At 38.1% G+C, this 15,219-nt stretch carries 11 protein-coding genes; 2 read left to right on the top strand and 9 right to left on the bottom strand.

Annotation, left to right across the window (positions count from 1 at the left end):
• Positions 1–9 precede the first annotated feature (9 nt).
• Positions 10–1,560, top strand: a complete 1,551-nt coding sequence (locus IQ282_RS06095; RefSeq protein ID WP_194850968.1) for a bifunctional GNAT family N-acetyltransferase/carbon-nitrogen hydrolase family protein — start codon at positions 10–12, stop codon at positions 1,558–1,560.
• Positions 1,561–1,637: 77 nt separating this feature from the next.
• Complete coding sequence (locus IQ282_RS06090) at positions 1,638–2,090, top strand: hypothetical protein (protein ID WP_194850967.1); 453 nt, start codon at positions 1,638–1,640, stop codon at positions 2,088–2,090.
• Positions 2,091–2,172: 82 nt separating this feature from the next.
• Here the strand turns inward: IQ282_RS06090 and IQ282_RS06085 are convergent, their stop codons facing one another.
• The 9 genes from IQ282_RS06085 to IQ282_RS06045 all read right to left on the bottom strand — a co-directional run bounded on the left by IQ282_RS06085 (position 2,173) and on the right by IQ282_RS06045 (position 15,005).
• Positions 2,173–2,748, bottom strand: a complete 576-nt coding sequence (locus IQ282_RS06085; protein ID WP_194850966.1) for a helix-turn-helix domain-containing protein — start codon at positions 2,746–2,748, stop codon at positions 2,173–2,175.
• A gap of 127 nt (positions 2,749–2,875) precedes the next feature.
• Entirely contained in the window at positions 2,876–4,276 is a 1,401-nt protein-coding gene (locus tag IQ282_RS06080; protein WP_194850965.1) for a hypothetical protein, read from the bottom strand.
• Positions 4,277–5,767, bottom strand: a complete 1,491-nt coding sequence (locus IQ282_RS06075; RefSeq protein WP_194850964.1) for a cellulose synthase family protein — start codon at positions 5,765–5,767, stop codon at positions 4,277–4,279.
• Complete coding sequence (locus IQ282_RS06070) at positions 5,764–6,465, bottom strand: glycosyltransferase family 2 protein (protein ID WP_194850963.1); 702 nt, start codon at positions 6,463–6,465, stop codon at positions 5,764–5,766. The genes IQ282_RS06075 and IQ282_RS06070 overlap by 4 nt, the downstream gene beginning before the upstream one ends.
• A gap of 266 nt (positions 6,466–6,731) precedes the next feature.
• Positions 6,732–9,494, bottom strand: a complete 2,763-nt coding sequence (locus IQ282_RS06065; protein WP_194850962.1) for an outer membrane beta-barrel protein — start codon at positions 9,492–9,494, stop codon at positions 6,732–6,734.
• Positions 9,495–9,536: 42 nt separating this feature from the next.
• Positions 9,537–10,841: a ribosome biogenesis GTPase Der gene (gene der / locus IQ282_RS06060; protein WP_194851325.1), complete on the bottom strand. Its 1,305-nt coding sequence runs from the start codon at positions 10,839–10,841 to the stop codon at positions 9,537–9,539.
• Positions 10,842–11,035: 194 nt separating this feature from the next.
• Positions 11,036–12,013, bottom strand: coding sequence for a polyprenyl synthetase family protein (locus IQ282_RS06055; protein WP_194850961.1), 978 nt, complete (start codon positions 12,011–12,013; stop codon positions 11,036–11,038).
• 178 nt (positions 12,014–12,191) lie between these two features.
• A complete protein-coding gene (gene rlmN, locus IQ282_RS06050; protein WP_394355195.1) occupies positions 12,192–13,247 on the bottom strand; it encodes a 23S rRNA (adenine(2503)-C(2))-methyltransferase RlmN in 1,056 nt (351 codons plus the stop codon).
• A 57-nt stretch (positions 13,248–13,304) separates the two neighbouring features.
• Positions 13,305–15,005 (bottom strand): T9SS type A sorting domain-containing protein, encoded by a 1,701-nt coding sequence (locus IQ282_RS06045; RefSeq protein ID WP_194850960.1) that lies wholly within the window; start codon positions 15,003–15,005, stop codon positions 13,305–13,307.
• Between the last annotated feature and the right edge of the window lie 214 nt (positions 15,006–15,219).

The following is a 15,219-nucleotide window of genomic DNA, read 5'->3' as shown; positions in this document are numbered from 1 at the left end:
CACTAGAATATGAGTACGGTACCGATGGATAAAATTGATAATTTAAATCTGGAATTTTTACAGGTAAGCGATTATAATGAGCTGAGACATGCCATGATCGATTCCTATTCAAACCTACCTGATTCTATATGGGATAAAGAACAAATAAAAACCTTAGTAAAGAAATTTCCTGAAGGGCAAGTAGTACTCAAAGTCAATGAAGAAATCGTGGCTTGTGCGCTTACTATTATCGTGAATTACGATGATTTTAGAGGACAATACACCTATGAACAAGTAACTGGTAGTTATGAATTTGGAACACACGATGCAGATGGTGATGTTCTCTATGGAATTGAGGTCTTTATAAAACCACAGTATCGAGGGATGCGATTAGGAAGGCGTTTGTACGACTATCGTAAGGAATTGTGCGAGAACCTCAATTTAAGAGGAATCGCTTTTGGCGGTAGAATTCCTGGATATCACAACCACTCAAAGGATTTAACTCCTAAACAGTACATTGAGAAAGTACGCATGAAAGAGATCAATGACCCTGTCTTGAACTTTCAACTGAGCAATGATTTCCACGTCTCACGAGTACTTAAAAATTATCTTGAAGAAGATGCTGCTTCTAAACAGTATGCCGTTTTATTAGAATGGGATAATATCTATTATACCGCACCGCTTAAGGCTGACGACACAAAAACGGTAAAGAGTACGGTAAGATTAGGCTTGATCCAGTGGCAAATGCGTCCCTATTCTGGTTTTGAGGAACTCATGCAACAAGTAGAATACTTTGTTGATGCACTAGCCGCCTATAGATCTGATTTTGCCCTCTTTCCAGAATACTTTAATGCGCCTTTAATGGCGGCATATAATGACCACAGCGTCAGTGATGCCATACGAGAGCTTGCTAAATATACCGTGATGATACGCGAGCGGTTTTCTGAGTTGAGCATAAAGTACAACATCAATATTATTACGGGTTCTATGCCTGAAATTATTGATGGGCAGCTATATAATATTGGAAACCTTTGCAGGCGTGATGGAACTATAGAACGCTATGAAAAAATCCATGTTACACCTGACGAGGAGAAAGTCTGGGGACTAAAGGGTGGAAACAAAATTCAAACTTTTGACACCGATTGCGGGAAAATAGGCATCCTGATTTGTTATGACAGCGAGTTCCCTGAACTTAGTCGAATTATGATGGAAGATGGAATGCAAATTCTATTTGTTCCCTTCTTAACAGACACACAGAATGCATATGCACGAGTTCGCTTGTGTTGTCAGGCTCGAGCGGTCGAGAATGAATGTTATGTAGCTATTGCTGGTAGCGTTGGAAATTTACCTGCCGTGGAAAATATGGACATTTCTTATGCCCAGAGTGCCGTGTTTACACCTTGTGATTTTGCTTTCCCAGCAAACGGAGTCAAAGCAGAAGCAACGCCTAATACTGAGATGATCCTGGTGGCAGATGTGGATCTTGATTTATTAAAAGAACTGCATAATTATGGTGCGGTTAAAAACATTAAAGATCGTCGTACCGACTTGTATAGTGTTAAAAAGAAAAAACTTAAATAATTAAGGGTTTATCAACTCACAAAATTCAAAGGCTGCCTCAAGAGATCTTGCGGCAGCTTTACATAATTTCTATTCAGATGAACAAAGCAATAGTGTTAATTTCAATTTTATTTTTCATCTCTAGTTGCACGGAAACCCCAAAAGATAAATCGGAAGAGAATAACCAGGTATTTCAACAACAAGCCTTGGAGGTACGATACGATTCATTATTAAATGTATTGAGCACGCAAACTCCAGAGTCAAATTACTGGTTTAACAAGGCATTTCATGGTAAGCAATTCGAGAAACACAACATTGATAGTCCAGAAGAATTTATTGAGAAAACACTTCGTTCCAGACCAGAGTTGATCCCATTAGAAGCAGTTCTTGGTGGTAAGATGCATTTCGTTCGTGTTCAGCTATTGGGAGCAGAATGGCTGATCGCTGACTATGAAGATGGACATATATTAGGTAGAAGTCTATATAAATACCAACTGAGTGATAGTGGTGAATTAGAGTTTGAATTGATAGAATCGGTAGAACCTTTGTAATTTAAGTGAGGCCAAAAATTATCAAACTGCTTTGAGTAATAATCTTAAAGCAGTTTTTTTAATTTCTCATAACCCAGAAGAGTTATCTGATCATAGGAATAATACTGGGATAGGTTATTTGTTTACCGCGATAGTTTTGGATCCCAAAAAGGATAGCAAACAAGTAATTGATTGTACTCAGCCCAAATATTTGAAGTAGAGTTACGGTAACAGGGTCAAAGTCAATATTAATTAGAGGTCCTGAGATAAAAATGCTAAATAAAATTGGTGTTGCATATGCAAAAAATGTCCACACCAATTGAAAGTTTAAAAGTTTTGCTCCAATTCTATGTAACCCAACAATTTTATCTTTCTTAGTCATCCATAATACCAATGGCAAAATGATGTTTCCGACGGGAATAAAAGCACCCGTAATAACCGACAAATGAAAGAACATTAAGAACTGCCGGTCTTCATGCTTTCCATAATCCAACAAATCCTCAATATTGATTTGCAAGGTTTCGCAAATGAGCTGTAATGTTTTGCCTCGTGGTTCATTTTGACCGCTCTCGATGCGTTGAACGGTGCGCAGACTTATCTGGGAACCTTCTGCGAGCTCTTCTTGAGACATTCCCTTCTTGATGCGAGCTTGCTTTATTTTGGCGGCTATGGATTCCATGATCTTGAATTATTTGTTAGTCCAAATGTAGCTGGAGCCAATCCTTAAATATCAATAATCAGATCGACTTATATGCGACACTTATAGGACAATCGTGACAATCTACTAATTTTCAGCTACATAAAAACTAATCTGCGTGTGGTGGTTGTACTAGATAATTAGAATTTTTTGTGAGTTCATAAATGAGGAACCCTAAAACTAAAGCATATTCTATACCTATCAACCACAAATTTTCTTGAAAATCTAGATTTGAATAAGCAGAATAACTCAAAAATACTAAGGCACTCCATAGCACCATATATCTATATCTGGTGAATATGGAAAACAATAATGGAATGGTCAAATACCAGGGATGGACGGTGGTGGAAAGCATTATATATACCGTGAACGAAAACAGAATACTTCCCAGCAGAATTTCTGGAAATTGGTTTTTTCTAATGGCGGCGAACAATAAAATAACCATAAACGTTACTAACGGTAGGATCTTGCCAACAATGCCTATGATATTGTAACCAGTAATCTCAAAACCGATATATCGAATCAGGTAGTAAATACTGGCATTAAATTCAAAAGTTCCAAACCATAGTCCTACGGAAGAACTGTAATTTGAGATCAGCTGTTGCGATATAAAAGGTGCAAAACCCAAAGAGACCGTTGCTGTCAATATTAAAAAATACCATACGGCCTTTTTCCAGCGCATTCCTTTGATTAACAATGGTAAAATCATCAAAGGAAGCAGTTTTAACAAGATTCCAAAACCCAAAAAGATGGGACTTTTGATGCGGTCATAGCTTATGAAATAGTAAACTCCCATCAGCATCAAGCAAGCCATCACGCCTTCCCAGTGTAGGTTTCCGGTTAATTCAATAATAATAAAAGGATTCAAAAAGTATAAAAGCATCAAGTAATCTGGTTTTCCTAATAATCCCAATAACTTAAGTCCATATATGAATATTAGAATATCAAAACATATTATAAACAACCGCATCCAGATAACACTAGCAAGCATGCTTTCACCACCTAAATAAGCCGCAACAGCAAAGAAAAGTTGGTTGAGAGGTGGGTAATTCGTGTAATGACCGCTAGATAGCTCGCCCATTGATGCATGTAAAAATGTAGCATTTGGAATGAAGTCGGCAGTTGATTTGATGATATCATCAGGTAAATAGAGATACGGATTCAAGCCATTGAGAAGTAGATGCCCATCCCAAATGAACCTAAAGAAATCCTGAGACAAATTAGGAGTATCCCATAAAAATACGAGCCGCAGCGCGATTCCTGCAAAAAACCAGGCTATTATATACGAGGGTTGCCGCAACCATTTTCCTAGATAAGCTGGAAATAAGGAGAGGTTTTTAGCTTCGGCTTTTTTTGAGATCCAGTAAAATCCAAAAAAGAGCACAAATAATCCTGCATAGCAAATAAGGCTATCAGAAAACTGCTTTCGCGAAAGCGAACTAAATATAGCGTAACAAAAAAAACTAAGAATCAATAATATTCCAAAGCCATTCTGTAAACGCGACTTCATCTACTGCTTGTCGGTTAAACTACGGATGAATACAAAACCGAACCCTAATGCAAGCATTAAATGAAACGGAAATAGTCCAAAATCGCCACCCTGATTGCCCACTATAAATGCAGAGTACATGCCGAAAATAAAGTATAAGGTGAGTAATCCTTCAACTATCACATGTGGACTCATGTTTTTTCTGAGATAGATATTTGTTTTCCAATTGCTACCGATGGTTGAGAGATTAAATTTAGGCGTGCGAACAAACTCGCTACGTTTCCCAAAATGACCTTCTATTACAGCAATGGAATTATGTAAGGAAAAACCCATAGCGATGGAAAAAAATGCGAAAAACATTCCTATGTATCTAATAAACTTCTTAAAACCACCACCATAAATATTACGGTACATAAACCAATAACAGATGAAAAATATCACGGTGCTAATCACAAAAAAACTCATGACAATGAAGTAGACCTTTAGGTGTTCGTACTCATTTTTAATATAAAGCATAGGGATACTTAATACGGCCACTATGAGTACATTTAAAAACATGGTGCTATTCAATAGGTGTAATATCCCGTGAAATTTAGTTTTGAAAGACAAATGATCGCTGCTCAAAACACGCTTGAACATTTTCTGAAAATTCTCTGCACCGCCTTTATTCCATCGAAATTGCTGTGTGCGGGCGGCGCTGATAACGATAGGGAGTTCTGCAGGTGTGGTAACGTTTTCTAGATATTTGAATTTCCAGTTTTTAAGCTGGGCACGATAACTCAAATCTAGATCTTCCGTCAAGGTGTCGCCTTGCCAGTTACCAGCATCGTAAATGGTTTGTTTGCGCCAGATTCCAGCAGTGCCATTGAAGTTGATAAAATGTCCTTTAGAATTGCGACCTACCTGCTCCAGTGTAAAGTGAGCGTCTAGTGCAAACGCTTGGACTTGTGTTAGAATACTGTAATCACGATTAAGGTGTGACCATCGTGTTTGAACCACTCCTATTTCAGGATCCTGAAAATACCCTACGGTTTTATGAAGCCAGTCTGGATCAGGAAGAAAGTCAGCATCAAATATGGCTATGAACTCCCCTTTGGCAGTTTTCAATCCTTCTTTGAGCGCTCCAGCTTTATAACCGTCACGGTCCACACGCATAATATGCTCAATATCAAATCCCAAAATCTGTAATTTATCAATCTCGTTAGAGGTGATTTCGAGAGATTCGTCTGTGCTATCATCCAGAACCTGAATTTCTAATTTATTTTTAGGGTAGTCAATCAACGCAATATTTTGCAATAGCCGCTTCATGACGTACAATTCATTATACACAGGAAGTTGTATAGTAACAAAGGGTAGTTGATCAGGGTTTAAGAAAACAGGGTCAATTTCTACGGCGGTTTCCTTATGAGCCTTCAGGTAATTAACCAGCAAGTTGAGCTGTGATAATGCATAAAACAAAATCATTACTAATGATGCTGAGTATATAATAATACAAATCCACTCGAGAATCATTTTTTAAGCCCGTATTTGAAGATCCATGTTAAGATTTTTACACCTGCAAATATAGCCCCTTTCAAAGTTCCAGAAACCTTGGATACGCCTATTCTATTACGGTATTTGACGGGCACCTCTACATAAGAGTAATTTTTCTTAAGTGCTTTAAGTTGCATTTCTACTGTCCATCCATAGGTTTGATCTTCCATGTGAAGCGCTAGTAACTTTTCATACTTAATGGCTCTAAAAGGCCCTAAATCTGTAAACCGCGAGCTGAAAAATAATGACATCAGTGATGTAGCAAGCCAGTTCCCAAATATCTGTGGTCCGGTCATGGACCCAGTTTCCCTGAGCCTCTTATCTCTTGCACCTATGACCAAGTCGATGTTATCGTTTATAATCGGTTTAATAATATCTGTGAGTTGTTCTGGATAATCACTATAATCTCCATCAACAAATACTACAATATCTGGCTTTGCTTTACTGTCTGCTATATATCTTAATCCCTTAAGACAAGCAAATCCATAGCCACGTCTAGGCTCTTCTAAAACGGTTGCACCAGAGGCTGTAGCATTTTTTACGGTGTCATCAGTAGAGTTATTGCTTATAACAATAACTTCAGTCACAATATCAGGAAGATCATTAATTACTAAACCTATAGAGTCTGCCTCATTAAAGGCTGGAATAATTACTTTGATGACAGGACTATTAATCAAGGGAAGAAAGATTTAAAGGACAATTGCATATTCATTTTACAATGTCCTAAGCTTACAAGTATAGTAAGTCAAAACAAGTCGACAAAATAGTTGGGAAGAATATAAATAAGTCAGTTATGATAAGATATACGATGGAATCCTACCTAGAGTTTTCTATGACTGATTTTAGTAAAATGTGTGAATTAAAATGGTCGTTGCTAAAATTATCGTTCCTAAAAGAGTTTAAACGAGTTCGCTTTCGCGAAAGCTAACTCGTCATAAAGATCTTAGCCTCTTCTATTATTATTAGGATCCTTACCACCGAATCTTGAAAACTTATAGGTAAAACTAGCCATGAAATATTGTTGTAAAACTAAGCTACTGGTATCAAGAACGTAATCTTGTGTAGCCACACGCCTCGTGCTAATCACCTGGTCAAGAATATCATAGGCCGTTACTTTAACGATCGCTTTATCTCCTGCAAATTTATACCCCAGACTACCGATGAGCACAAAACTATCGTTGTCAAATTCTGGAGATACATTGCCATAACGGTTATACTCTCCACGCAAACCGGTAGTAATGTTCTTAGGCCAGTAGGACGTGAGGTCAATGGAAAGATTGTGATTTACAAATTCTTGATCCTCGATGGAAGAAATATCATAAGCCGTGTTATTCAGGTTGAGACTGTATTCTATATCTATATCAAATAGGTCCACTATGGAATATTCAAACTCTGCTCCTGGAGTGATGGTGGTCGCCACACTTTCAAACATTGCCCCATTAGTAAAACCAAAATTACGGTTGTAGTTCCCGTTCAAGGAAAGTCCACCACCTATTTCACGGTTGTCTTTTTTCCAGGATTTGTTATAATCTGCATACACATAACCATTTCTATTGCCATCAACGTTTGTATAGCTAGTGGTACGTATCAAATTCTCATCGGTCGTTGTTATAGCGGTAACATCATCTTGATTGAAGGTTAGTCTACCACCCATAAAAAAACCTTGATTTGTTTCCCAATTATAGTTGCTCAGGTTCACAGAAATATTGTGGTTTACTGTGGCGTTAAGGTCTGGATTACCCACGACAATATTTGTAGGGTCTGTACGGTCTGCTACTGGTTGCAATTGTCGAACGCTAGGAACATCAACACCATTGCGGTAACTTAAGGACATACGACCAAATTTTCCTAATTTCTGACGAATGTTTGCACGCAAATAGATATTATTAAAATCCTTATCAAAACTAGATTGTTGCAAAACATCCTTGCTCTCGAGAGTTTGATAGATATAACCGGTTCCTAATTCTACCCGTAGATCGTTTTTTTCATATTCCACTCCTAATTCTGGACGGTGTTGCTCACTTAATACATTAAAATCGTTGCTCAAAGAAGGATCAAAAGCATTCTGACCACCACCTACGTTCAGATCAAAAACACTACGGTTGCTGGTTTGGTCCCTGTTGATATAATTATATTCAATTTTTGCACGCCAGGCTTCACTAAAAGCTTGACGGTAAGTTGGATTCAAGCTATACTCTGTATTCTGGGTATTTTGCTCAATAAGTTGGTCTTGTACCTCACTAGTATTATTGTTCCCAAACGTGTTTCTAACCGAGTTAAACAAATTTTCAGAGTCACTCTTATTATCAGAAACCTCCGCAGAAATACTTAGATAACTTCCTTTTGTCTTTAACCTGCGACTCACATATAGGTTAGCAGATAAACTTCGATTGTCTGACGTATTCTGGTTTGATGTAGTAACATCGTTGATAACATTTCCCTGCTCATCTGAAGATTCAGAAAATCGGTCGCTAAATCCAGTATTATCTGAGATCGTACCACTAGGTCTAAAATAAATAGTAGTTAAAGTATCTGGCTTGATAGTTATCCTAGCTCCAAATCTATGATTATCACCCAGGCTATTACTGCGGTTAGCACTTTCTGTAGTAAAGGTACGGTCTGGTAGAAAAGTGGTTCTTCTTGAATTACTTTCTGAGATATTATCAGATTTACCGTAGAAGTAATTTCCATCAGTTTCCAGCTTTTCACTAAATTCATTAGTCACATTAAGTCCAGCTGATCTACTGCTCGTGATTCCACCACCGCCACCAAAGTTGAGACCGTTAATTCCAAAACTTCCACCGGAACTGCGGCTCACGGAGTACGCACTTCTTCCCATTGCATCGTAGATCTCATCAAAAGAAAAACCAGGACTGTTAATGTTATTGCTACTTCCCAAAACACTAACTCTAAACTCTTCATTAAAGTAGTTCACGATACCGCTTAAAGAATATCGATCGTCCGTACCACCACCAGCGGTAAGTCTAGAGAAAATTCCTTTGTTCTTATCTTTATCAATAGTGATATTAATCTCACTCGCATTATCATCTCCAGAATCTCCAGATTGCTTTTGCTCTTCGGTTTTTGATTCGGTTACCTGAATTTTGTCAATTATATCTTTAGGAAGATTTTTTAAAGCAATTTGTGGATCATCACCAAAGAATTCTTTCCCGTTTACTAGAATTTTAGTGACCTCTTTACCATTCACGGTTATCTTACCTTCCTTGTCCAGTTCAACTCCTGGTAGCTGTTTGATAACATCTTCTAGCGTTGCATCTGCCTGAGTATTAAAAGATTTTGCATTAAATTCAAGGGTGTCTTTTTTGACCGTGATCGGTGCTTTTCGAGCTTTGACCACAACATCCCCTAATGATTCAATATCACTACTCAGTAAAATGGTACCCATGTCAAAGTTGCGCTCCTTTGAAAGATCAATGGTTTGAGTAATTTCTTTATATCCTTGAAACGACGTAAAGAAATTCAGAATCTCATAATTAGTATTTCCCGTTAATGTAAAATTACCTTCAATATCTGTGATTGAATAGGTGACTAAAGTCGAGTCCTGAGCAGATTCTAAGAAAACAGTCGTACTCAGTAGTTTTTGCTTAGTTAAGGAGTCCACCACGGTTCCTGTAATGTTGAATTGTTGTGCAAAAACGGTAGTGCTCGTTAAAAAAAGCATACCCATGAATAAAATCCTTTTCATAATCTTTTAGTCTATAATAAAAACGTTTAAAATATTGATCTATTACTTTTTCCTCATGTAAACGCTCACGGGAACTCCGTTAAAGTCAAAATTCTCTCGTAATTTATTTTCTAAAAAGCGCTTGTAAGGATCACGTACATATTGTGGCAAATTACAGAAAAAAGCAAACTGTGGCTGTGATGTAGGCAACTGTGTAATAAACTTGATCTTGACAAACTTACCTTTAAGCGATGGCGGTGGCGTGTGCTCAATAATAGGCAACATGATCTCATTTAATTTACTGGTCTTAATTTTCTTGCTTCGGTTTTTGTAAACTTCTACAGCCGTCTCAATAGCTTTGAAAATACGTTGCTTGTTCAAAACCGATATAAATACAATGGGAACATCTGTAAATGGTTCCATCTCACGACGGATTTCTGCCTCATAATCTCGAGCGGAGTTGGTATCTTTTTCCACAAGATCCCATTTATTTACGAGTATCACAATTCCCTTACGGTTGCGCTCTGCCAGCCAGAATATGTTCTGCACCTGACCATCAAAGCCACGAGTGGCATCCATCACGACAAGACATACATCACAATGTTCTATGGCACGTACACTGCGCATCACGCTATAAAACTCCAAGTCTTCTTTTACCTTTTTCTTACGGCGAATTCCTGCGGTATCAACTAAATTGAATTCAAAACCAAAACGACTGTATTTGGTATCCATAGAATCCCTTGTCGTTCCAGCAATGTCAGTAACGATATAGCGTTCTTGTCCGATAAGTGCATTGATGAAAGAAGACTTTCCTGCATTAGGACGTCCTACTACAGCAAATCGAGGTAGATCCTCTTCTTCAACCTCCACATGTTCTGGCAAAGCTTCTACCACGGCATCTAGCAAGTCACCAGTTCCACTACCGCTAATACTGGAAATGGAATAATAATCGCCCAATCCTAAATTATAGAATTCATATGCTGCTTGCTCTCTTGTAGGATTATCAACCTTATTAACAACGAGTAAAACAGTTTTTTTGATCTTGCGCAATAGATTTGCAACATCCTCATCTTCCCGGGTAATCCCATCTGCTGCATCGACTAGGAATAAGATAACGTCAGCCTCATCGATGGCAAGTTCTACCTGCTTATCGATCTCTTCCTCAAAAACATCATCACTACCTATAGCATAACCACCAGTATCAATGACTGAAAATTCACGACCATTCCAGTCGCTTTTTCCATAATGTCTATCTCTTGTCACACCGCTCCTAGCGTCGGTTATCGCCTCACGGCGTCTGATTAAACGGTTAAAAAGGGTGCTTTTTCCCGTGTTGGGACGACCTACTATAGCTACTATACTCATAATCCTGCTTTTGCAGCTGCAAAGGTACTTTTTTTAGGCTCGCAAGAAGACGTTAATTTCAGCAGAGTTATAATCGGTAAAATAGGGCTTACGACGTGCAAAAGAGGTCAGTTTTTTGCTCTTGAATGATTGACAATTCTTGTCTTAATTATGATGAAACATTCGCTTTCGCGAAAGCGAAATTCTACAAAGCATATTTACTTCTCACGATCGATTACATAATCAACCATCATTAGAAGTGACCTTTTATATTCTGATTCTGGATAAGTATTTAAAATTTCTAACGCCCTGTTTTTGTAATCATACATCGCAGCTACCGCATAATCAAGACCTCCATTATCCTTGACGAATTGTATCACTTCTCGAACCCTTTTTTTATCACGATTGTGGCGTTTTACACTATTAATTACCCACCGCTTCTCTTTATTTGAAACATTATTAAGCGTGTAGATCAAAGGGAGTGTCATTTTTTGCTCTTTAATATCAATTCCAGTCGGCTTGCCGATTCTTTGATTACCATAATCAAATAAGTCATCCTTGATCTGAAATGCAATACCGATAAGCTCACCGAATTTGAGCATCTTTTCCACATCTGGACTTTCAGGAGATACCGCACAAGCACCTAAGCTGCAGCAAGCAGCAATTAGAGTAGCAGTTTTCTTTGTAATAATGTCATAATAGACCTCTTCTGTAATATCTAAACGTCTTGCCTTTTCAATTTGTAGCAGTTCCCCTTCACTCATCTCGCGAACTGCTACACTGATAATTTGTAAGAGATCAAAATCCTTATTATCTATAGAGAGTAACAATCCTTTTGACAATAAATAATCACCTACTAAAACGGCGATCTTATTCTTCCACAAGGAATTTACCGAAAAGAAACCACGTCTTTTGAAGCTTTCATCCACAACATCATCATGAACTAAAGTTGCAGTGTGTATCAATTCAATAACGGCAGCACCGCGATAGGTGCGATCATTCACTTGACCATTACCTATCATTTTTGCAACGAGAAACACAAACATGGGGCGCATTTGCTTCCCTTTGCGGTTGACAATAAAATAGGTGATTCTGTTAAGCAGCGGAATGCGAGATGCCATCGATAAACGAAACTTCTCTTCAAAAAGTTCCATTTCATATCCTATAGGCTGCTTGATCTGCTCTACAATCTTCATATCTCAAAGATAAGAGTAAGCGCTCAATGTATCACGATACGATACCGGTTAGACTGAATTTTTAGAGCGTTGGTAAAACGCTTCAAAGCAATCTTTATTTCATCTTGAATATTATAACAAGGTCAAGAGTAGTTTAATTAATGAAGAGTAAGATCCTTTTCGCGTAAGCGGAAAATAATTATTGAGAAGACTTATTTGCCAGTTGCCCACAAGCCGCATCAATATCCTTACCACGACTGCGACGTATGTTTACAACAATTCTATTTCTTTCAAGCTCGTGTTCATACATATCAATGACAGACTGGTCTGCTTGCTCAAACCTAGCGTCGTCGATGCTGTTGTACTCGATAATATTCACCTTACAAGGAATCACTTTGCAAAATTTAACGAGTGCATCTACATCTTCCATCTGGTCATTGATGCCTTTCCATACCACATATTCATAAGTCACACGCGTGCCTGTGGTATCGTACCAGTATTTAAGCGCTTCCTTTATATCTGCCAAAGGAAACTGTTCATTGAAAGGCATTATTTTTGTTCTCTTCTCATCAATCGCACTGTGTAGGGAAAGTGCCAGATTGAATTTAGGTCCATCGTCTGCAAGTTTCTTAATCATTTTAGGAACACCGCTTGTAGAAAGGGTAATTCTTTTAGGAGACATTCCCAGACCGTCATTACCCGTGATTTTTTCGATGGATTTAATTACATTATTGTAATTCATAAGAGGTTCTCCCATTCCCATAAAAACCACATTTGAAAGTGGTCTGTTGTAATAGGACCTACTTTGCTGATCAATAGCAACTACCTGATCATAAATCTCGTCTGGGTTTAAATTACGCATGCGCTTTAATCGTGCCGTAGCACAAAACTCACAATTCAAACTACAGCCCACTTGAGAAGAAACACAAGCAGTAGTTCTTGTAGGCGTGGGTATCATTACAGATTCTACTGTCAATCCATCGTGTAATTTCACAGCATTCTTAATCGTTCCGTCACTACTGCGCTGCATATCATCCACACGTATATGATTGATAACAAAATGCTCCTCCAGAAATTCACGAGTAGACATGGAAAGGTTTGTCATATCATCAAAAGAGTGCGCGCCCTTTTTCCACAACCATTCATAGATCTGGTTGCCCCTAAAAGCTTTTTCCCCTTGTTCGACAAAATAGTCGCGCAAATGCTCGAGAGTTAATGACCGTATATCTTTTCTAGTATCCTTCAAATTTTCCATAAAAACGCGTCGCAAAATTAAGGAATCTAGCGACGCGTATAAGGTTTAAACCGTAGTTTATTGTTTTACCAACTTTCTGGTAATAGTTTGATTCCCAGCGGTAATTTTTATAAAATATAAGCCGGTTGCTACTGGCGTTAAGTCTAGTTGATCGCTGGTCACACTTGTAGAACCATTGATCATTAACTGTCCATTCAAATTGTATACTTGGTAGGTCGTAGGTAGTTCACTTTCAATAATATATAAACCAGTAGACGGATTAGGATAGATTTTTATTTCCAATGATGGTTTAATGATTTCATCGCTGCTTAACGTTTGATAATATGCTCCTTTTTGAGTTATTGCTCCGGTAGCACTTGGGTCAAGCCAATCACGTAGTCTAGTAGACGCATTCAACCCGCTATTCCAGCTTACATCGAACCTGCCGTAGAAATCTGGATCTCCATTATCAGTAGTACCTAGACATTCTGCACCTCCTCCTGCTAATTGACCAATTATCTGATCATCCTGGTTTAACAAAAAACTTCCTGAAGAACCTCCTTCAGTAACTCCGTAATCCCAGTCTGCAACCTTCCATGTCAGTGTTTGATTTTGACCATTAAAGACTATCGTTGTAAGATCAGCAGCTTGGTCATTTCTAGATATTTTCATAATATCTCCTCTCGGATGGTGTACTCCTAATTGTTGCGTTGGAATTGCACCACTTCTATCCCAACCTGCGTAGTATAAATTCCAAGCTCGAGGAGGGTTTTGGTTTAAAAGAAATAAAGCGACATCACTATCGTCATTGTTAGCTTTCAATTGAGCACCAGTTAAAATCCTAACTGGCACAGGGTTACTCGCGCCTGTTGCTTGAAAACTGGCACATCTTTTATCAGAATCGTTTGCATACCACTGAAAGCCAAAAGTCCAGTTATTTGCGTTAAAACTACTTCCTGCGCCTTCAAAAGTATCGAGGCAGTGATTTGCAGTTAAAAAATAGGGAGTTGCATTTTGGGCGGTACTATTGATGATAGAACCAGTGCATAAAAATGCTTGATTCCCCCTAGGGATTAAAATCCTCGCTACTGAGTTAATGTGGTTGTCTCTAGCTGTACTCCAGTCCTTAATCCCAGGAGAACCCGTGTTAGGATTACACAAAACATCCACATTACAAGACCCAGATTCATTCAGCTTGGCAAACCCATCATTTTTTTTAAATAAATCTATATATCCATAAGTGATTGAAGAAACACTCAAGCGGCCCAATCCTTTTACTCTTGCAGGCTCGTAATATTCAATCCACAAATTATCTCCTTCGATGATCCAGGAACCTAATATACCATCTTCTTGATTCTCATTTGACGTATAAGGACCTATACGGTCTGATTTATCATTATTATACAAGTACATTTCAGCTCCTTCCGGAAGACTGTAGAGATCAAAAATAGCTCTAGTGAACTTTGCGCCTTTGGCAACTACATTCAAACGCCATAAACGATCGCCATTCTTTAATGTAGTCCATGATCCAGAGTTATATAGATCAAGATCTACCTCAATATCTTCCCCTACCCGCAATGCTTTATTAAACTTTGTTTTTGCGATTTCCTGGTCTTCTTCAATTAATGCATCGACATCCACAGCTGGCAGGATCACGGGAGTCATCTGTACGGATGACTTTTCAATCATCGACCAGCTTCTGGGTTCAAACTCATTAGTAACTTGTGCAAAACCTGCAAAACTTGCAAATAGAAGCACAAAAAGTATAATTTGTTTCATGGGGGATATTTTTAGGGGCAATTAAATATACAATGTCTCGTCCTAAATAACCGATACAGATTATTGAAGGATTAAATTTATTACTTAAAGCTGAACGATGCTAGCATCGTTGAGCTTTTTTGATTTGTACTGTTTTCTTTTGAGTTTATTCTGTTTATGCATCTGTTGTGGTGTGAGCATGTGATTGGATAGGTGTGGTCTAAAATTGTTGTAT

This window comes from Nonlabens antarcticus (assembly GCF_015356755.1).
Classification (GTDB): Bacteria; Bacteroidota; Bacteroidia; order Flavobacteriales; family Flavobacteriaceae; genus Nonlabens; species Nonlabens antarcticus.
This window is presented reverse-complemented; position numbering and strand designations above follow the sequence as displayed.

Bases quoted from the DNA above. Each gene is read 5' to 3' on its own strand.
- IQ282_RS06095 (WP_194850968.1), top strand. From the start codon at position 10: ATGAGTACGGTACCGATGGATAAAATTGATAATTTAAATCTGGAATTT.
- IQ282_RS06090 (WP_194850967.1), top strand. From the start codon at position 1,638: ATGAACAAAGCAATAGTGTTAATTTCAATTTTATTTTTCATCTCTAGT.
- IQ282_RS06085 (WP_194850966.1), bottom strand. From the start codon at position 2,748: ATGGAATCCATAGCCGCCAAAATAAAGCAAGCTCGCATCAAGAAGGGA.
- IQ282_RS06080 (WP_194850965.1), bottom strand. From the start codon at position 4,276: ATGAAGTCGCGTTTACAGAATGGCTTTGGAATATTATTGATTCTTAGT.
- IQ282_RS06075 (WP_194850964.1), bottom strand. From the start codon at position 5,767: ATGATTCTCGAGTGGATTTGTATTATTATATACTCAGCATCATTAGTA.
- IQ282_RS06065 (WP_194850962.1), bottom strand. From the start codon at position 9,494: ATGAAAAGGATTTTATTCATGGGTATGCTTTTTTTAACGAGCACTACC.
- IQ282_RS06055 (WP_194850961.1), bottom strand. From the start codon at position 12,013: ATGAAGATTGTAGAGCAGATCAAGCAGCCTATAGGATATGAAATGGAA.
- rlmN (WP_394355195.1), bottom strand. From the start codon at position 13,247: ATGGAAAATTTGAAGGATACTAGAAAAGATATACGGTCATTAACTCTC.
- IQ282_RS06045 (WP_194850960.1), bottom strand. From the start codon at position 15,005: ATGAAACAAATTATACTTTTTGTGCTTCTATTTGCAAGTTTTGCAGGT.